Origin of the sequence: Priestia megaterium NBRC 15308 = ATCC 14581 (assembly GCF_000832985.1) — a bacterium.
Lineage (GTDB): Bacteria > Bacillota > Bacilli > Bacillales > Bacillaceae_H > Priestia > Priestia megaterium.
In genome coordinates this window covers 1,805,366-1,824,689 of the sequence record NZ_CP009920.1, presented here as the reverse complement: position 1 = coordinate 1,824,689, position 19,324 = coordinate 1,805,366, and the positions used below count along the sequence as shown (strand labels likewise).

Sequence of the window (19,324 nt, the reverse complement as noted above, 5' to 3'; positions counted from 1 at the left end):
AGGATTATTTATTATGAAAAAATGGCTTTCGGCTTTAGCATTAACATCTGCACTAGTAGTAGGATTAGCTGCGTGTGGATCTAACAATGGATCAAAAGATGAAAAGAAAATTGTCGTGGGTGCATCTAATACGCCTCATGCTGAAATTTTAGAACAAGCAAAACCGATTTTAGAAAAACAAGGAATTGACTTAGAAATTAAAAAATTCCAAGATTACATCTTACCGAACACAGCTCTTGCAAACAATGAAATTGATGCAAACTACTTCCAGCATGTTCCTTATATGAATTCAGTATTAAAAGATCACAAGGGTGAAAAAGGGTATGATTTCGTAAGTGCCGGTGCCATTCATATTGAGCCAATTGGTATCTACTCTAAAAAATACAAAAGCTTAAAAGATCTTCCGAAAAACGGTACAGTTATTATGCGTGATGCGGTAGCAGAGCAAGGACGTATATTATCGATTTTTGAAAAAGCTGGCGTGATCAAATTAAAGCCAGGCGTAAAGAAAATAGATGCACAAATTAAAGATATTGTAGAAAACCCTAAAAATTTAAAATTTAAAGCCGATGTTGAAGGCGGATTGTTACCTCAAATGTACAAAAACAATGAAGGTGACGCTGTTGTTATCAATGCTAACTATGCTATCGATGCTGGTTTAGATCCAGTAAAAGATCCAATCGCAGTTGAAAGCAAGGAAAATAACCCTTATGCAAACATTATTACGGTTCACAAAGGCGACGAAAATAAAGATACGGTGAAAGCTTTAGTAAAAGTTCTTCACTCTAAAGAAATTCAAGACTACATTAAAGAAAAATACAAAGGCGGAGTACTGCCGGTAAATAAATAATAGAAGAAAAGCGCTTGCCCACTCTGGGCAAGTGCTTTTTTTGTAGGCGGGAAAACGAATAACTCTTATTTTTCTCACGCATACTAACCGTGAAAACTTTACTGATGATGGGAGCTGACGTTATGCAGCAAGAAGCACGTCATTCAACTGAGCAAGCACTTCATGATTATAAAATGGGTGTTGGGAAATTTAGCGAAAAATTGCCGGAAGTAACAAAAACGTTTAATGCGTTTACTGAAGCATGTTTTGGAGAAGGTTCTCTTTCTAAAAAAGAAAAGCAGTTAATCGCGTTAGGAATCAGCGTAGTAGCTCAAGACGAGTACTGTATGATTTATCATACAAAAGGCTGCATTGATCAAGGTGCAACTGAACAAGAAATTCTAGAGGCATGCGGAGTGTCAGCAGCATTTGGCGGAGGCGCAGCGATGAGTCAGTCCGTTACGCTTGTCCAAGAGTGTATTTCAGAACTGACTAGCCACACGCACTAAGTAAATAAAGAGGGTAAAAAAGCTTGTCTTAGAAGGCTCTATGGAGTCTTTTAAGGCAACTTTTTTATGAGTGGATTTAGTCTTGAAAAATGTACATAATGGTTTAAAACCTTTTGGGTCAAAAGGTTGCTATAAGTTTTCATTTGTTATAAGATTGTAATGAGAATAAAATGAGAATAATTAAAAAGATATAGGTATATCGTTTTTTACTATATACGTCTATAACTGGAGGTTTTAATATGGCAGGGTCAACTTTAACAATTAAAGATCTTCATGTTGCAATTGAAGGTAAAGAAATTTTAAAAGGTGTTAATTTAGAAGTTAAGGGCGGCGAAATCCATGCAATCATGGGACCAAACGGTACTGGTAAATCAACATTATCTTCAGCAATCATGGGACATCCTAAATACGAGGTTACACAAGGAAGCATCACGCTAGACGGCGAAGATGTACTTGAGATGGAAGTAGATGAGCGCGCTCGTGCAGGTCTATTCCTAGCGATGCAATATCCAAGTGAAATCAGCGGTGTAACAAATGCAGACTTCCTACGTTCAGCAATTAATGCTCGTCGTGAAGAAGGCGAAGAAATTTCACTAATGAAATTTATCCGTCAATTAGATAAAAACATGGATTTCTTAGAAATGGATCAAGACATGGCACAGCGTTACCTAAATGAAGGTTTCTCTGGCGGTGAGAAGAAGCGTAACGAAATTCTTCAATTAATGATGCTTCAACCAGGAATTGCAATTTTAGATGAAATCGACTCTGGTTTAGATATCGATGCGTTAAAAGTTGTATCAAAAGGTATTAATGAACTGCGCGGCAGCGAGTTCGGTTGCTTAATGATTACTCACTACCAACGTTTATTAAACTACATTACACCAGATAAAGTTCACGTTATGATGCAAGGTCGCGTTGTAAAATCAGGCGGACCAGAATTAGCACAGCGTCTAGAGGCAGAAGGTTATGACTGGATCAAACAAGAATTAGGTATTGAAGACGAAACTGTAGAGCAAGAAGCTTAAGAGTTAGGAGGATCTCTATGACTATTGATACGAAATTACCATTTGATCAAGAGTACATCAGCAGCTTTTCAAAAGAAGCTAATGAACCAAGTTGGCTGTTAGATCTTCGCTTACAAGCTCTTGCGAAAGCAGAAGATCTTGCACTTCCAAAGCCAGATAAAACAAACATTTCGAAATGGAATTTTACTGCTTTTGACAAGCACACTTCACAGGCAAGCACAATCTCATCTGTAGACGAGCTTCCAGAAGTGGTTAAAGCATTGATTGATACAGAAGCTGTTAAAAATCTATATGTTCAGCGTGACCAAACAGCTGCATACTCAACGTTAACAGAAGAGCTAAAGTCTCAGGGTGTTATCTTCACAGATATTCAAACAGCCGCTAAAGAGCATAGCGACCTTGTTGAGAAGTACTTCATGAAAGACGGAGTTAAAGTAGATGAGCACCGTTTAACTGCATTAAACGCAGCGTTATTAAACGGCGGTGTATTTGTATATGTTCCTAAAAATGTAGAAATACAAGAGCCGCTTCAAGCTGTATTTGTCCGTGAAGATGAAGAAGCAGCTTTATTCAACCATGTGATTGTTGTAGCTGAAGACAACAGCTCAGTAACATATGTAGAAAACTACATTGCGACTGCTGAAGAGTCAAACGGTGTTGTCAATATCGTGACGGAAGTATTCGCTAACAGCAATGCAAAAGTAACGTTTGGAGCTGTTGACTACTTAGCTAAAGGCACAACTACTTATGTGAACCGCCGCGGCGTAGCGGGCAAAGATGGTCGCATTGAGTGGGCTTTAGGCTTAATGAGTGAAGGAAATACAGTTTCAGAAAATACAACGTATCTAATGGGCGACGGTTCATATGGAGATACAAAAACGGTAACAGTTGGACGTGGAGAGCAGTCTCAAAACTTAACAACAAGTATCGTACATTTTGGAAAACATTCTGAAGGCTACATTTTAAAACACGGCGTTATGAAAGAAAGCGCGTCTTCAATCTTTAACGGTATCGGTAAAATTGAACACGGTGCATCTAAATCAAACGCTGAGCAGGAATCTCGTGTGTTAATGTTAAGTGAAAAAGCGCGTGGAGACGCAAACCCAATTCTTCTAATTGATGAAGACGATGTAACAGCAGGACACGCTGCATCTGTTGGACGCGTAGATCCAATTCAGCTTTACTACTTAATGAGCCGCGGTATTCCACAAACAGAAGCAGAACGTCTAGTTATTCACGGGTTCTTAGCACCAGTTGTAAACGAGTTGCCAATCGAAACGGTTAAAAAACAATTAACGGATTTAATTGAAAGGAAAGTTCGATAATGAATATCTCTGATATTCGTAAAGAATTTCCTATTTTAGACCAAGAGGTAAATGGCAGCCCACTCGTTTATTTAGACAGTGCAGCAACTTCACAAAAGCCGCTTGCTGTAATTGAAGCGATTGAGAAGTATTACAAAGAATATAACTCAAACGTACACCGAGGTGTTCACACGCTTGGTACAAGAGCAACAGACGGATACGAAGGCGCTCGTGAAAAGGTTCGTAAGTTTATTAATGCAAAATCAACGGAAGAGATTATCTTTACGCGCGGTACAACGACAGCTCTTAATACAGTAGCTGCAAGCTATGGCCGTGCGAATCTTAAACCTGGTGATGAAATTGTGATTACTTATATGGAACATCACAGCAACATCATTCCTTGGCAGCAAGTTGCCAAGGAAACAGGTGCAACGTTAAAATATATTTCATTAACAGAAGATCATGCACTTTCACTAGAAGAGGTAAAAAGCACGATTACATCCAACACCAAAATTGTATCGATTATGCAAGTATCTAACGTATTGGGCACGATTAACCCAGTAAAAGAGATTGCAGAAATTGCACATGCTAACGGTGCAGTAATGGTTGTGGATGGTGCACAAAGTACACCTCACATGAAGGTGGATGTACAAGATTTAGACTGTGATTTCTTTGCTTTCTCTGGACATAAAATGGGCGGACCGACTGGAATCGGCGCTCTTTATGGAAAGAAAGAGATTCTTGAAAAAATGGAACCAATCGAGTTTGGCGGCGAAATGATTGACTTCGTAAACCTATACGAATCAACGTGGAAAGAGCTTCCTTGGAAATTTGAAGGAGGTACGCCAATCATTGCAGGTGCCATTGGTTTAGGTGCAGCGATTGATTTCTTAGAAGAAGTTGGTTTAGATAATATTCAAGCACATGAGCACAAGTTAGCGCAATATGCACTGGATCGCTTATCGCAAGTAGATGGAATTACGATTTACGGACCGAAAGAGCGAGCAGGTGTTGTGACGTTTAATATTGAAGATGTGCATCCGCACGACGTTGCGACAGTAGTAGACGCTGATGGAATTGCGATTCGTGCAGGTCATCACTGTGCGCAGCCGCTGATGAAATATTTAAACGTATCTTCTACTGCACGTGCAAGCTTCTATCTGTATAACACGGAAGAAGAAGTAGATAAATTGGTGTCATCATTAATAAAAACGAAGGAGTATTTTACAAATGGCTTTTAATAATTTAGATACTCTCTATCGTCAAGTAATTATGGACCATTATAAAAACCCGCGTAATCGTGGAACGTTGAATGAAGATACTGTGAACATTCATATGAATAACCCGACGTGCGGAGACCGCATTGAACTTTCCTTAAAAGTAGAGGACGGCAAAGTGGTGGATGCAAAGTTTGAAGGTGAAGGATGTTCAATTTCAATGTCATCAGCTTCAATGATGACACAAGCAATTAAAGGTCAAGAAGTAGACAAAGCGTTTAAAATGGCCCATATCTTCTCTGACATGATGCAAGGTAAAGAGTATGATGATAGTATAGATTTAGGAGATATTGAAGCACTTCAAGGTGTAGCAAAATTTCCTGCGCGTATTAAATGTGCAACACTAGCGTGGAAAGCGATGGAAAAAGGTCTTAACGAACAAAAATAAGACCTTCATTCATTCCCAATCCTATCAAGTAGGGGGTAATAAAAGATGGCTAAAAAAATGCCAGAAATCGGCGATTATAAATATGGATTTTCCGATAAAGACGTATCAATTTTCCGCTCTAAACGCGGTTTAACAAAAGAAATCGTAGAAGAAATTTCTCGTATGAAAGAGGAACCACAATGGATGCTTGACTTCCGTTTGAAATCTCTAGAGCACTTCTACAACATGCCAATGCCACAGTGGGGCGGAGACATGGCAAGCTTAGACTTTGATGAAATTACGTACTACGTAAAACCATCTGAGAAGTCTGAACGCTCTTGGGATGAAGTTCCTGAAGAAATTAAACAAACGTTTGATAAACTTGGTATTCCTGAAGCAGAGCAAAAGTATCTTGCGGGTGTATCAGCTCAGTACGAATCTGAAGTTGTTTATCACAATATGAAAGAAGATCTTGAAGCGCAAGGTATCGTATTTAAAGATACGGATACGGCGCTAAAAGAAAACGAAGATATTTTCCGTGAGCATTTTGGAAAAGTTATCCCGCCAACGGATAACAAATTCTCTGCTCTTAACTCAGCGGTTTGGTCTGGTGGATCATTCATTTACGTACCGAAAGGCATAAAAGTAGACACACCATTACAAGCTTATTTCCGTATTAACTCTGAAAATATGGGACAGTTTGAGCGTACGTTAATTATTGCTGATGAAGGCTCACACGTTCACTATGTAGAGGGCTGTACAGCACCTGTTTATACAACAAACTCTCTTCACAGTGCCGTTGTAGAGATCATCATCAAAAAAGATGCGTATTGCCGCTATACAACAATTCAAAACTGGGCGAACAACGTATACAACCTTGTAACAAAACGCGCGGTTTGTGAAGCAAACGCAACAATGGAATGGATTGATGGAAACATCGGTTCTAAGTTAACAATGAAATATCCAGCTGTTATCTTAAAAGGTGAAGGTGCACGTGGTATGACATTATCTATTGCCCTTGCTGGTAAAGGACAGCACCAAGATGCTGGTGCAAAAATGATTCACTTAGCACCGAACACATCTTCAACGATCGTATCAAAATCAATTTCAAAACAAGGCGGTAAAGTAACATACCGCGGTATCGTACACTTCGGCCGTAAAGCAGAAGGTGCACGTGCGAACATTGAGTGTGATACGCTGATTATGGATAATCAATCAACTTCTGATACAATTCCGTACAATGAGATTTTAAATGACAACATCTCACTTGAGCATGAAGCGAAGGTATCGAAAGTATCTGAAGAACAATTATTCTATCTAATGAGCCGCGGTATTTCTGAAGAAGAAGCAACAGAAATGATTGTAATGGGCTTTATTGAGCCATTTACAAAAGAGCTTCCAATGGAATATGCAGTAGAAATGAACCGTCTAATCAAATTTGAAATGGAAGGTTCAATCGGTTAATAATAGATCAAAACTCGTTTGCTCTTTATGCAAACGAGTTTTTTTGTATCGTTTGTATTAAAATAAAGAAAAGCGAAGCTAAGAACATAGAGGAGGAGTGGCATGATTTATATTGGAGTTACAGGCTGGGGAGATCATGATTCATTATATGAAGCGGGGGTTTCATCAAGAGACAAGCTTGCCGTATATGCAGGCCATTTTCCAATTGTTGAAGTCGATTCATCTTTTTATGCAATTCAACCAACATCAAATGTAGAAAAATGGGTGAACGATACACCGGAATCTTTTCGTTTTGTAGTAAAAGCCTATCAAGGTATGACAGGGCATATGAGAGAAGGAAATCCGTTTGATAGCAAAGAAGAAATGTTTCATGCGTTTTTAGAATCAGTGAAGCCTTACGTAACATCGAATAAACTTGGTATGATTTTATTTCAAATGCCGCCCTGGTTTGACTGTACAAAAGAAAATGTAGCCTATTTGAGATATAGCCGCGAGAAGTTTGGCGATTTGCCAGTAGCGCTTGAGTTTCGAAATCAATCTTGGTTTAAGCCATTTTTCTACGATAAAACGCTGACGTTTATGGAACAAGAGAAGTGGATTCACGGTATTTGTGATGAACCGCAGGCAGGAGAAGGCTCTATTCCTATTGTGATTCATGCTACAGATAAACAGAAAACACTTATCCGTTTTCACGGACGAAACGTACACGGTTGGAATAAGCCCGCAGAAGGCAATTGGCGAGCAGTAAGGTTTTTGTATCGTTACAATGAAAAAGAGCTCCTAGAGTGGAAAGAACGGCTTGAAAAGCTGCAAAAACAAACGAAGGACATTTACCTGTTATTTAATAATAACTCGGGCGGAGATGCTGTACATAATGCCAAACAGCTTATGAGTTTATTAAATATTGAATATGAGAATTTAGCTCCTAAACAATTAGATTTTTTTAATGAATTTTAGCACTGAGTCCTATAAAAGTTTATATAAATAAGGAAGAAGGAATATAAACGTCAAATAGGTAGAAAAGTATATGTAAAACCTCACTTTTTTCTTTCAAAATCATAAATTGATTAAGAAAGGAGTGAGTTACTATGATTACCTTAGCGCCTATCGTAATTGAAGGTCATACGTTTAATGCAGTTACCGTATTACTGCCAAAAACAACTTTGTTAACAATCTCATCAGATAAAGGTTACATTATGTGCGGAGCACTAGACGTAGGTCTATTAAATGATAAATTAGCTGATCGTCAAATAATAGCTGGAAGAGCTGTAGGTGTACGTACAATTGAGCAGCTTCTTGAAGCGCCTCTTGAATCTGTAACGCTTGAAGCTGAAAAAAGAGGGATTTTTAAAGGAATAATTGGCAAAGATGCTTTATTGAAAATGCTTTAATATAGTCGAGAATTTAAGATAAAACTTTTTAAAAGAAGCGTGAACCTCCTTATACATGCATACATATAGCTTGTAAGGAGGGATTTTTTTTGGTTAAACTTCGTCGGAAATTAACAAGAAAAGGCCCGCTTCCTTTTCGTTACGTTCTGTTGCTCACCTTTCTTTTTTTTATGCTTTCTACAGGGGTAGGATTATGGCTAATTAATAGAGGGATTGAACCGACGTTAATGAAATATGCTGAAGCACAAACAAAAGAGATTGCAACTTTAGTTATTAATAAAGCGGTGAATAAACAGGTACTTGATCAATTGGACGTAGATGTTATTAAAGTGGAATCTACACCTAACGGTCAAGTAGCTAAAATTGACACAGCGCTTGTAAATCGGGTTAGAGCTCAAACTACGTCATTTGTCCAGGCTAACTTAAAAGAAGCAGAGAAAGGGAATTTAGATGCACTTGAACTTCCAACAGATATTCGTATTGAAAAAAGTGAAAAGTTGCGGAATCAAGGAATTGTATACCAAGTTCCGCTTGGGCAAGCGACTAATAATGCGCTGCTTGGAAATCTAGGTCCGCTGATTCCGGTTAAATTTCATGCTATTGGTGACGTTCAAACAGACGTAGTGCGAAAAATCGAGGAGTATGGAATAAATAATGCGTTTCTTGAAGTATCTATCAAAGTAAAAGTAAACATGCAAATTATTATCCCATTTGCAACTAAAAAAACAACCGTTACGGCTACAATCCCGGTCGGAGGCACCGTTATTCCTGGAAACGTTCCTGACTATTTTAACGGTGGAAACTCGTCTTCTCCGGCGATTGAACTTCCGAAGAAAAATTAACAATATTATATTAACGTGATAAAGTATTACTAAAAAAGCAGGTGCGGAAGTTCAAAAAGACTTTCATACTTGCTTTTATTCCTTGGATAATTTGTCTGAATTTTCTATAAAAAATATTTTGACATACTATCTTCTCCCTTCTATAATTTGAGATAGGAAGTTATAGAAAGAATAATCTAAAAATTATAAAAATTCTCGCTGATCTACGATAAAAAGAGAGTAGGGAGAGAACAGAAGGGGGAATTACAGTGGAAAATAGGCCGCAGTGGGGATCAAGAGCAGGGTTTATTTTAGCAGCAGCAGGTTCAGCAATTGGACTAGGGAATATATGGAGGTTTCCAGCTACTGCGTATGAAAACGGAGGAGGAGCATTTTTTCTTCCCTATTTATTTGCTTTGTTGACGGCGGGAATTCCTATTTTAATCATGGAGTTTGCTATAGGTCATAAATATAAAGGTTCTTCTCCTTTATCCTTAGCGAGACTAAGTCCAAAGGCTGAGTGGCTAGGCTGGTGGCAAGTAGCTATTTCCTTTTTTATTTCAATTTACTATTCCGTTATTATCGCGTGGGCGATGTCGTATTTTATCTTTTCATTTAAGTTAAGCTGGGGAAAGGATACGGAAGCGTTTTTATATGGAGATTACTTAAAATTAGCTGAAGCACCAGGACAAACAGGAAGCATTGTATTACATGTTTTAATTCCGCTTGTACTTGTATGGATTGTCACGTTGGGTGTGTTATTAAAGGGAATCAAAAAAGGAATTGAAGCGGCAAACAAAATCTTTTTACCAACACTAATTGTTCTATTTTTAATCATTGTCATTCGAGCAGTAACATTGGACGGAGCAATGGAAGGTCTGCACGCTTTCTTTAAACCAAACTGGAGCGCAATTGGAGATGGAAAGGTTTGGATTGCAGCATATGGTCAAATTTTCTTTAGTTTATCTGTTGGTTTTGCTATTATGATCACTTATTCCAGTTACCTTCCTAAAAAATCTGATTTAACTAATAATGCGTTTATTACTGGATTCGGTAATTCCGCTTTTGAATTACTAGCGGGAATCGGTGTGTTTAGCGCACTAGGTTTTATGGCTACTCAGCAAGGTATCCCAATCGATAAGGTGGTTCAGGGAGGAGTAGGACTAGCCTTTGTTGTTTTTCCGCAAATTATTAATGAATTTCCGGCCTTTAAACAGCTGTTTGGAATGTTATTCTTTGCTTCCTTAACATTAGCAGGATTAACGTCACTTATTTCAATCATTGAAACCTTTGTAGCGGGCATTCAAGATAAATTTACTATCTCACGTACAAAATCTGTATTAATAGGCGGAGGAATCGCTTCAATTTGTTCGCTGTTATTTGCAACACAAGGCGGACTTTATTTCTTAGATGTGGTCGACTATTTCATTAATAACTTTGGAGTTGCTTTAGCAGGCTTAGTAGAAGTTGTATTAGTTGCTTGGGTATTTAAAAAGTTGAGCAGCCTTCAGCAGCATGCAAACGAAGTTTCTGATATCCGAATCGGTTCATGGTGGAAAATATGTTTAGGAGTGGTTACACCACTTGTACTTGGGTATATGATGTTTGATAACTTCCGAAAAAATATTTCGGAAAATTACGAGCAGTATGCAACAACTTTTGTAGGTCCTTTTGGTTGGGGCGTGGCAGCTCTGGCAGTTATTTTAGGAATTGCTTTTTCTTTTGCACGATGGAAAGATGGGACGATTCGTTTGTCAGTTAAAGAGAAGGGGGTTTCCAAATAATGGATGGAAGTTCAATAACAATGATGGTTGTAGGGATGGTCATCATATGGGGCGGATTGGCCGCGAGTATTGCTCATGCTGTGAAAAAAGCAAAGGAAAGCAAAACATCAGGATAAAAAACAGGAAGCATCAGCTTCCTGTTTTTTTATTTTTTCTTTAGTTCTAAACGATCATTTCGTTCCCACGTTCTTAACTGAGGATATGGGTCAAACGACCACTCATTTTTACCATTATCTTTATACATTCCATAATGTAAGTGAGGAGGGAATTTCCCAGAAGTTCCAGGAGGTCCATAACCGGAACTTCCTACTCCGCCAATGAGTGTTCCTGGTTCTACAATTTGTCCTACTTTTAAATTTTTTGCAAATCCGCTTAAATGAGCTAAATAGTGATAGTTATTATGAAGGTCACGAATACCGATTCGCCAGCCTCCATATTTATTCCATCCTTTAAGCTCAATAATGCCATAGCAAGGGGATTTTACTGGAACTCCGTAATCTGCAAAAATGTCTGTTCCTTCATGAATTCGTTTGCCACCCCAGCCGCGCGCATCTCCCCATGTACTGCGATAACTGTAGTTCGCACGCAGAGGCACCGGAAATGAAGAACCTTTTAAATCAATGCGTCCATAATGGCGAAAAATTTTGGCATTCCCTAAAATAATATCAACTGCTTTAGCCCGGTGATAATAGTTCCAAAGGGCAATTTTAATATAGTCTTCGGACACCCCGAACGTCCGAATATAATCTGCCATTGTAAAAAGCATATCTTCATCATTAAATTGGTCTGCTTTTTTATCTCCATTCCCATCTTTGCCCATTCCCCCGAGCAGAGAAATAGTAAGTGGGTTTGTATCTTCCAAATTTGGATTTAGAGAACCTGACCATTTTTCTGGAGGATAATAAATGGCGATCGCGCCTTTTTCTCTTGGAATATCTTTATGAGAGCGTCGAATATTTCGTTCATACTGGTCAATCCCAGCAAAATAATACCAAGGAATCGTAGTAGCGGCTTCCATTTGTTTATACAGCTCTAATCTCTTTTGAATAAGTATTTTTTCTTGATCTGCTGAAGATTCAGCTGTTACGTGGTGCCATCCTGTGAATATAGACATGAACATAAAAAGTAAGATAATCGTTTTGCGCATCGTGTTTCCCCCTTTCTAAAAATAGTGTGTAACACTAGTTTGCAGCGAGAAAAAAGATTTCATAAATATTAATTAATGGAAATCGCTCCAAAACTTTTTTAAAGAAGTTTATTCAGAAGATAAATGGAAATTATACGGAGGATGAAAACGCACACATTCGGATGGAAAATAGAAGAAAACTCAGGAAAATAAAGAGCAGACAACTTGTCGAATCTCACTTTTTTATGATAAAGTGACATATAGTTATGTTTTTAATATGTAGTTAAAATTAAGCATATAGGTTATAGACATTTTCTAGATTGGTGGAGTTGATAATATGGCAACAAAAGAAGAGCATGTCCGCAAACCCGAGTGGCTGAAGATTAAGCTAAACACAAACGAAAATTACACAGGCTTAAAGAAAATGATGCGTGAAAAAAACCTTCATACAGTTTGTGAAGAAGCAAGATGTCCGAATATTCATGAGTGTTGGGCTGTTCGTCGTACGGCAACTTTTATGATTTTGGGAGAAGTATGTACACGTGCCTGTCGTTTTTGCGCGGTTAAGACAGGTTTACCAACAGAATTAGATTTAGAAGAGCCAGAACGCGTAGCGGATTCTGTTCAGCTAATGAACTTAAAACATGCGGTTATTACAGTAGTAGCTCGCGATGATTTAAAAGACGGAGGAGCAAGCGTATTAGCTGAAACAATTCGTGCGATTCGTCGTAAAAATCCATTCACAACAATTGAAGTATTGCCTTCTGATATGGGCGGTGTGGAAGAGAACTTACGTATTGTAATGGACGCACGTCCTGATATTTTAAACCATAATATTGAAACAGTACGCAGCCTTACGCCTCGTGTTCGTGCTCGTGCTAAATATGAGCGTTCTCTTGAGTTCCTTCGCCGTGCAAAAGAAATGCAGCCGGATATCCCTACAAAATCAAGTATCATGCTTGGTCTAGGAGAAACAAAAGAAGAAATTATTGAAACGATGGATGATTTGCGTGCGAACAATGTAGATATTATGACGCTAGGCCAATATCTACAGCCAACTAAAAAGCACATAAAAGTTCAAAAATATTACCATCCAAATGAGTTTGAAGAGCTAAAAGAAATTGCATTATCAAAAGGATTCAGCCATGTCGAAGCAGGTCCTCTTGTACGTTCTTCTTACCATGCAGATGAGCAAGTTAACGCTGCTGCAAAAAACAAAGCACAAGAAAGCAAATAAGGTAAAAAGAGGCTGGAACAAAAGTAGTTTAGCCGAAGTGAAAAACGAACCACTAATCAAACTGTTTGATTAGTGGTTCGTTTTTTTTTGTTACGGTTAACGTAAAATTTATCTGTTTTGTTCCTTCTAGCAGTTGATTGGAGGGCAAGGCGAAGACTCCTGCGGGAACAGCGGCCGCCCGCGGAAAGAAGCCTTGCACGGAAATCAACTGCGGTGTCACAAGCGGTTCAGCTCATGTGTCTCATTTCTTCGTCTTTCGATTACATTCTTTTAGTTACGTCTCAACTTTTTTGTTTATTCTACCATATCTTTGTCCGTCATCGGTTCATTCAATTCGTTTTTCTCTCTTCCATTTGCATCTTCTCCGCCGTTCATTTTACGCCCTTGGGGAGATTTTAGCATTTGTTGAATAACGGCATCGATTCGTTTTCTAGCATCATTTGTTTGTGTATTCAATTCACTGATATTTTCGATTTGGTCCATATGTTTCGGATTATCTGAGACGTATACATGATAATAACGAGGGACTACAGACATAGCTGTACGTTTTACCTGATCGGCTGCGTTATTCCTATTTTTAGCATCTGTTTTATAAGCAACAAGCACATCTTTATCCGTTACTAGCGTAGCGGCTTGTTTAATATTTGGGATAGCGGTGCTCAGTTTACTAATATTGTCGGCTGCTTCTTCTCGATTAAATGTTCCTACTTGGTTCATATTGGAATTTTGTTCATTTGTGTTTTTAGTGTATCGGACATATCCATAATTTGTGCCGCTATTATTATTTGGATTATAATAATGATTAGGCTCGTTTACATTAATGGCATCTGGGTTGTTTGGTGATAAATTTTCATTTTCAGCTGTATTTTTATTTTGACAGCCAATGGTTAAAATACTTGTTATCAAAGCGATTCCAAGAATAGATTTCTTCACCATTTCCACCTCCTGTAGTTAAATATCGTACGCCAGGTAAACCGGCGAACCCTCATGGGGAGCATAAAAGATCAGTAGGTATACCGATAAAACTCCTACAGGATTAGAGTGCTGCTTATACGTGAAAAATTTCATGTTAATTGATGGTTTCATCATCATAATTATGGTATGGTAAATTTTAAGAGAAGAGGTGTGAGCAATGGTCTGTATCAATAATATTTGTTATGAAGTATTAAAAGATGAGCGCGAAGCATTTAATGAAGAGGCGTTTAGAGGTCGCTTTATTGACGTGTTGAGCCGCTATGACTATATTGTGGGAGATTGGGGATACAATCAGCTTCGACTGCAAGGCTTTTTTGATGACCGGAATCAAAAGGCAACGTATGATACGAAGATTAGTACGCTTCAAGACTATTTACATGAATATTGTAATTTTGGCTGTGCGTATTTTGTCTTAAAAAAAGTCCATAAGTAAAAAAAGGCAAGCCGAAGACACTAATTGTCCTTCACGCTGCCTTTTTTTTTAGATGATTTCATATAAAAATTCGCGAAGTTCCTGACCGTCTTCACTGTTTAATTTAAATACTTCTTCAAGATAGTTTGGTTCTTCAAGGTCATCTTGTCCAATGATGGCAAAGCGTCCTCCTTGAATATCAAGAACAACTTGTTTGCCATAATAACGGTCGGTTTGGATAATAGCTAAATCAAATCGTTGATTTTCGCCCATAAAGCTGACAAAACGGGTCTTTGTAGATACGACATCGTCATATAGATAAAAGCGTTCGCTCATAGGTATACTCCTTTCATAGGTTGTATTTGTATCATATCAAATAAGGTCAAAAACAAAAATGAATTTATCAAATGGATAATGGGTCATGATAAAATAGAACAGGAACCCCGTTTGTTTATGAAAAAAGATTTATAGAGAGCTGACAACTAGGGAGGAAATAATATGTACTTTGTAGATCGTGAAAAAATAGAAGCCACGCTTGTTTTTTTTGATGAGCACGTTCGTTTGTTTGCTGAGCATTCGAGCTGGAACACAGAAATAGAGAAAAAGGCATTAGAGAGAATTGTACATCTTTTAATTGAAAACGTTTTAGATGTAGGAAATGCAATGATTGATGGATTTATTATGAGAGATCCCGGCAGTTACGACGATATTATTGACATTTTAGTTGATGAGAAAGTGGTTAAAAAAGAGGAAGAAACGCCATTAAAAGAGATCGTTCAATTGCGTAAAAGCCTTGTTCAAGAATATGTGGATGTTAATCATCAGGATATTTATCAAAAAGTGATGCAGCATAAAGACGTACTGGCAGCATTTTCAGAGCGCGTAAGGACATATCTAGAGACAGAGTTAGGGCCTGTGTCTGCTTTTCGTAACTAAAGGCAAGCAAGTTGTAGTTGTATAAAAAATAAGCTATGATTTCAAGTATGAGACTTGAAAGGAGATCACACATAACATGAAGGAATATAAAGGATATTTGATTGATTTAGATGGAACAATGTACAAAGGAACAGAGCTAATTGCCGAGGCACGTGATTTTGTTATTAAATTAAAGGAAAAAGGAATTCCTTATTTATTTGTAACAAACAACTCAACAAAAACGCCCGATAAAGTAGCTGAAAAGCTAGAGGCATTTGGCATTCCTGCAACAGAAGAGCAAGTTTTTACAACGAGTCAGGCAACAGCTAATTATTTGCATGAACGCAAAGCAAACGCTTCAGCTTATGTAATTGGTGGAGAAGGAATCCGACATGCATTGCTTGAAAAAGGATTTACCATTGAAGAGGAAGATACGGATTTTGTAGTTGTTGGTTTGGATCAGGAAATTACATATGAAAAATTGGCAAAAGCATGTTTAAACGTTCGAAACGGCGCCTTTTTTGTTTCAACGAACGGAGATATTGCGATTCCTACTGAAAGAGGCTTACTGCCTGGTAATGGATCTATTACGTCCGTTATTACGGTTTCTACTCAAACAAATCCAGTATTTATTGGTAAACCAGAAAGTATTATTATGGAGCAAGCCCTTGAAGTCATCGGTACGCCAAAAGAAGAAACAATCATGATTGGTGATTACTATGATACAGATATTTTAGCAGGGATGAATGCAGGCTTAGATACATTATTAGTCCATACAGGGGTAACAACAAGAGAGTTACTAGAAGGATATGAGAAAAAGCCAACTTATACAGTAGATTCACTAAAAGAGTGGATGGAGCGAATTTAAAAAGCTGTCAATTGACAGCTTTTTTTGTTTTTAAAACCTATTCTTGACTGGCAGCCCGATGCGCTAACCGGCTAGAAGCAGCGGCAGCAATTGCGCCTACTAAATCATCTAAGAAAGTATGGCACTCTCCAGTAGATTTATCGTTTAATCTTTCTAAAATACCCGGCTTTTGTTTATCAATATACCCGTAATTGGTAAAGCCGATTGATCCGTACACATTTACAATCGATAATGCTAAAATCTCGTCGATACCGTATAAACCTTCGTCTTTCTCAAGAATATCCAACAGAGGCGGCTCAATCACTTTTTTTTCCGTGAGGACATCTAGTTGAATACCGGTTAAAATAGCATTTTGAACTTCTCGTTTAGAAATGACGCGCTCAACATTATATAAACAGTCTTCGATTGTTAAGTTTGGGTGATACTTTTTTTGCAAGTAATAGACCAGTTCAGCAATGTCTGTAAGAGCCACGCCGCGTTCTATTAACCATTCTCTTGCTTTTTTTTCTAACTCACTTTGTGTATGTTTTTTCTCCAAGTATCATCACCTGTTTTCTATATATTTTTAAGTCTAAAGTTGTTTCATACTACTAACCCGGAGTAAATAACTATAAATGGTGTATTTCTAATCTATTCATTCCTCCGTAAATATTATGACAAGTAATGTTGTTTTCCATCATATAATTTCTTGAATGAATGAAGAGAGGGATTAAAATGATACAAACCATTTATGAGCATTACGGATTACGTCCAAATGAATTTATGCCCGTAGGTAAATTTGAAGGTTTTCAGTATCGAGATATTTTATATACAATCATTAATGTAAAACAAATGGAACAAGACGAGTTAAATGAACTATATCAAATGAGTCAATTTTTGATGGGCCAAGGTGATCGCCATGTGGCAACATTTATGCCTAATTTGAATGGTGAAATGATTACAGAAACTGAAACTGAAAAATTTATCATTTGCCGCTGTCTTGCGGAAGAGAAAAACCCCAACTTTTCACCTGGGCACGAGCTAGCTGTTTTTCATCAAAAAGGGAGACTGTTTCCTTATGAAGTGGAAAAAGCAAACCGGCTAGGGCAATGGAAGTCCATGTGGGAGAAGCGTCTCGACCAGATGGAGCAATTTTGGTATGGAAGATTACGTGCTTTGCCTAATCAAGAGATGGAAAAACGTTTTTTAGAAACTTTTCCTTATTACCTAGGATTAACGGAAAATGCTATTCAATACCTAGTAGACACGGAAATTGACGATTTGCCTCGTTCAGTTGACGCTGCGACGATTTGTCATCATCGGTTCGGGCAAAAAACATGGGGGGAAGACCACGTTTACAAGCTCCCGGCAGACTGGGTTTTCGATCACCCTAGCAGAGATATTGCTGAATATATAAGGGAACAATATTTATTAACATACGCTGTCGATGAAAGGCACATGCATCAGTTTTTAAGTGAATACGAAAAGGTAAATCCGCTTTCTTCTTTTTCATGGAGACTGTTATATGCTAGACTTCTTTTTCCCGTTCATTATTTTGAGGTCATTGAAGGGTATTACAGTGTACAAGATGAGAGGCAAAAACAAAAGTATTATGAGAAGCTGGAAGGAGTATTAGCTCATTCTTCTCACTACGAAGCTTTTCTGAAGCGCTTTTACCAGTCGGTGGGTATTTCAACGTCTCGTTATCACATTCCTGAATTAACATGGATTCATTAAAAAGCGATTACTATAGAATATGATAAAATAGAAAAATAGGTGTTGGATAATCCAAACCTGTTTTTCTATTTTGTTTTTATGCATGCAGTTTAAAAAGGATAAAGAGGTGGCGTACATATGGACAAGCCGTTTGTATTTATTACGAGAAAAATACCGAATGAATTAATCGAACCTTTAAAGGCAGTAGCGAATGTAGAAATGTGGGATAAAGAAGATGAGGCAGTCCCTCATGAGCTGCTTTGTGAAAAAGCTAAGCACGCACATGCTCTATTAACAATGCTTTCAGATCTTATTGACGGTGAATTGCTTACGCAAGCTCCTCATTTAAAGCTTGTAGCTAACTTGGCGGTCGGATTCGATAATATTGATGTAGAAGCGGCAACTGAACGAGGAATTATCGTTTCTAATACCCCCGATGTTTTATCTGATACAACAGCGGATTTAACGTTTGGTTTATTAATGAGTGTAGCTAGACGTTTAGTAGAAGCTGCTGGATATGTGAAAGAAAATCAGTGGAAAAGCTGGAGTCCATTTTTGTTAGCGGGTAGAGATATTCATCATAAAACATTAGGTATTGTTGGAATGGGGAAAATTGGAGAGACGCTTGCGAAACGTGCTACAGGTTTTGATATGGAAATTCTGTACCACAACCGAAGCCGCAACCTTCAAGCAGAACAAAAGCTCGATGCAGTTTACTGTGAGTTAAATGAGCTGCTTGAACGATCTGATTTTATTGTTTGTTTGACACCATTAACGGACGAAACCAAACATTTATTTAATGCTGAAGCATTTGAACAGATGAAAACAACTGCAATTTTTATTAATGCTTCAAGAGGAGCAGTGGTTGATGAACAAGCATTGTTACATGCGGTTCAATCCGGTGAAATTGCTGGAGCTGGCTTGGATGTATTCGATCAAGAGCCTGTTTCTGCTTCTCACCCTCTTCTTCAATTGCCTAATGTTGTAGCTCTTCCTCATATCGGCAGTGCGAGTATCGAAACGCGCACGGAAATGATTTCTTTATGCGTAAAAAACATTAAAGCAGTGCTCACAAACGAGTCTCCTATTACAATTGTAAATAAAGAAGCGTTTGCGAAAAAATCATAATAAAAAAGGCAATTTCATTTCGGTGAAATTGTCCTTTTTTTATTAAAAAACAGGAGTAGCCATGTTATGATAATAAAATGAAATATTTTAAAAATTTACATTTATCTTTATATACCAATTTTTTTAACAAGTTTACGAGAAAAGATGGCAAGTAAACCTTGTAAAAAAGAAAAATAAGGTCTATAATGTCCTCTATA

The 19,324-nt window shown here is 37.8% G+C and carries 22 protein-coding genes; 18 read left to right on the top strand and 4 right to left on the bottom strand.

Annotated elements, in window-relative coordinates; translation table 11 throughout:
- Positions 1-13: 13 nt before the first annotated feature.
- From BG04_RS10025 to BG04_RS30285, 12 genes are all read left to right on the top strand, one after another.
- On the top strand, positions 14-850 hold the full coding sequence (locus BG04_RS10025) for a MetQ/NlpA family ABC transporter substrate-binding protein (protein ID WP_013059649.1): 837 nt from the start codon (positions 14-16) through the stop codon (positions 848-850).
- A 122-nt stretch (positions 851-972) separates the two neighbouring features.
- On the top strand, positions 973-1,338 hold the full coding sequence (locus BG04_RS10020; RefSeq protein ID WP_013059648.1) for a carboxymuconolactone decarboxylase family protein: 366 nt from the start codon (positions 973-975) through the stop codon (positions 1,336-1,338).
- A gap of 239 nt (positions 1,339-1,577) precedes the next feature.
- Positions 1,578-2,363: a Fe-S cluster assembly ATPase SufC gene (gene sufC, locus BG04_RS10015; protein ID WP_013059647.1), complete on the top strand. Its 786-nt coding sequence runs from the start codon at positions 1,578-1,580 to the stop codon at positions 2,361-2,363.
- A gap of 17 nt (positions 2,364-2,380) precedes the next feature.
- Positions 2,381-3,688 (top strand): Fe-S cluster assembly protein SufD, encoded by a 1,308-nt coding sequence (sufD, locus tag BG04_RS10010; protein WP_034648489.1) that lies wholly within the window; start codon positions 2,381-2,383, stop codon positions 3,686-3,688.
- Positions 3,688-4,908, top strand: a complete 1,221-nt coding sequence (locus BG04_RS10005) for a cysteine desulfurase (protein ID WP_034648491.1) — start codon at positions 3,688-3,690, stop codon at positions 4,906-4,908. Before sufD ends, BG04_RS10005 begins: the two co-directional genes overlap by 1 nt.
- A complete protein-coding gene (gene sufU, locus BG04_RS10000; protein ID WP_013085338.1) occupies positions 4,898-5,332 on the top strand; it encodes a Fe-S cluster assembly sulfur transfer protein SufU in 435 nt (144 codons plus the stop codon). Before BG04_RS10005 ends, sufU begins: the two co-directional genes overlap by 11 nt.
- Before the next feature lie 45 nt (positions 5,333-5,377).
- The gene (gene sufB, locus BG04_RS09995; RefSeq protein ID WP_016765826.1) at positions 5,378-6,775 is read left to right on the top strand and encodes a Fe-S cluster assembly protein SufB; all 1,398 of its coding nucleotides are present in this window, start codon (positions 5,378-5,380) and stop codon (positions 6,773-6,775) included.
- A 102-nt stretch (positions 6,776-6,877) separates the two neighbouring features.
- On the top strand, positions 6,878-7,732 hold the full coding sequence (locus tag BG04_RS09990) for a DUF72 domain-containing protein (RefSeq protein ID WP_013059642.1): 855 nt from the start codon (positions 6,878-6,880) through the stop codon (positions 7,730-7,732).
- A gap of 131 nt (positions 7,733-7,863) precedes the next feature.
- Positions 7,864-8,166 carry a YunC family protein gene (locus tag BG04_RS09985; protein WP_034648494.1) on the top strand — a complete coding sequence of 101 codons (303 nt, stop codon included), beginning with the start codon at positions 7,864-7,866 and terminating at the stop codon, positions 8,164-8,166.
- A gap of 89 nt (positions 8,167-8,255) precedes the next feature.
- Complete coding sequence (yunB, locus tag BG04_RS09980) at positions 8,256-9,008, top strand: sporulation protein YunB (RefSeq protein ID WP_013085335.1); 753 nt, start codon at positions 8,256-8,258, stop codon at positions 9,006-9,008.
- 248 nt (positions 9,009-9,256) lie between these two features.
- The gene (locus BG04_RS09975; protein ID WP_034648496.1) at positions 9,257-10,771 is read left to right on the top strand and encodes a sodium-dependent transporter; all 1,515 of its coding nucleotides are present in this window, start codon (positions 9,257-9,259) and stop codon (positions 10,769-10,771) included.
- On the top strand, positions 10,771-10,887 hold the full coding sequence (locus tag BG04_RS30285; protein ID WP_080967536.1) for a methionine/alanine import family NSS transporter small subunit: 117 nt from the start codon (positions 10,771-10,773) through the stop codon (positions 10,885-10,887). The genes BG04_RS09975 and BG04_RS30285 overlap by 1 nt, the downstream gene beginning before the upstream one ends.
- Positions 10,888-10,916: 29 nt before the next feature.
- Here the strand turns inward: BG04_RS30285 and BG04_RS09970 are convergent, their stop codons facing one another.
- Complete coding sequence (locus tag BG04_RS09970) at positions 10,917-11,918, bottom strand: M23 family metallopeptidase (RefSeq protein WP_016765822.1); 1,002 nt, start codon at positions 11,916-11,918, stop codon at positions 10,917-10,919.
- Between the two features lie 316 nt (positions 11,919-12,234).
- Between BG04_RS09970 and lipA the strand changes: the two genes are divergently transcribed.
- Positions 12,235-13,134, top strand: coding sequence for a lipoyl synthase (gene lipA / locus BG04_RS09965; RefSeq protein WP_013059637.1), 900 nt, complete (start codon positions 12,235-12,237; stop codon positions 13,132-13,134).
- A gap of 294 nt (positions 13,135-13,428) precedes the next feature.
- On the opposite strand, the gene BG04_RS09960 is transcribed toward lipA, so the two are convergent.
- Positions 13,429-14,070 (bottom strand): YhcN/YlaJ family sporulation lipoprotein, encoded by a 642-nt coding sequence (locus tag BG04_RS09960; protein WP_034648498.1) that lies wholly within the window; start codon positions 14,068-14,070, stop codon positions 13,429-13,431.
- Positions 14,071-14,266: 196 nt separating this feature from the next.
- Here BG04_RS09960 and BG04_RS09955 point away from each other — a divergent pair, with 196 nt between their 5' ends.
- A complete protein-coding gene (locus tag BG04_RS09955) occupies positions 14,267-14,542 on the top strand; it encodes a YutD family protein (protein WP_034648500.1) in 276 nt (91 codons plus the stop codon).
- A 48-nt stretch (positions 14,543-14,590) separates the two neighbouring features.
- Here the strand turns inward: BG04_RS09955 and BG04_RS09950 are convergent, their stop codons facing one another.
- Positions 14,591-14,857: a DUF3055 domain-containing protein gene (locus BG04_RS09950; protein WP_013059634.1), complete on the bottom strand. Its 267-nt coding sequence runs from the start codon at positions 14,855-14,857 to the stop codon at positions 14,591-14,593.
- 162 nt (positions 14,858-15,019) lie between these two features.
- On the opposite strand from BG04_RS09950, the gene BG04_RS09945 reads away from it, so the two are divergent.
- Together BG04_RS09945 and BG04_RS09940 are read left to right on the top strand one after the other, a co-directional pair.
- On the top strand, positions 15,020-15,457 hold the full coding sequence (locus tag BG04_RS09945) for a DUF86 domain-containing protein (RefSeq protein ID WP_013085332.1): 438 nt from the start codon (positions 15,020-15,022) through the stop codon (positions 15,455-15,457).
- A gap of 76 nt (positions 15,458-15,533) precedes the next feature.
- On the top strand, positions 15,534-16,304 hold the full coding sequence (locus BG04_RS09940) for a TIGR01457 family HAD-type hydrolase (protein WP_013059632.1): 771 nt from the start codon (positions 15,534-15,536) through the stop codon (positions 16,302-16,304).
- 37 nt (positions 16,305-16,341) lie between these two features.
- Here the strand turns inward: BG04_RS09940 and BG04_RS09935 are convergent, their stop codons facing one another.
- Positions 16,342-16,842, bottom strand: coding sequence for a phosphatidylglycerophosphatase A family protein (locus tag BG04_RS09935; RefSeq protein WP_013059631.1), 501 nt, complete (start codon positions 16,840-16,842; stop codon positions 16,342-16,344).
- 176 nt (positions 16,843-17,018) lie between these two features.
- Between BG04_RS09935 and yutH the strand changes: the two genes are divergently transcribed.
- Both yutH and BG04_RS09925 read left to right on the top strand, forming a co-directional pair.
- Positions 17,019-18,020 carry a spore coat putative kinase YutH gene (gene yutH, locus BG04_RS09930; protein ID WP_034648503.1) on the top strand — a complete coding sequence of 334 codons (1,002 nt, stop codon included), beginning with the start codon at positions 17,019-17,021 and terminating at the stop codon, positions 18,018-18,020.
- 117 nt (positions 18,021-18,137) lie between these two features.
- The gene (locus BG04_RS09925) at positions 18,138-19,127 is read left to right on the top strand and encodes a 2-hydroxyacid dehydrogenase (protein ID WP_034648505.1); all 990 of its coding nucleotides are present in this window, start codon (positions 18,138-18,140) and stop codon (positions 19,125-19,127) included.
- Positions 19,128-19,324: the final 197 nt, after the last annotated feature.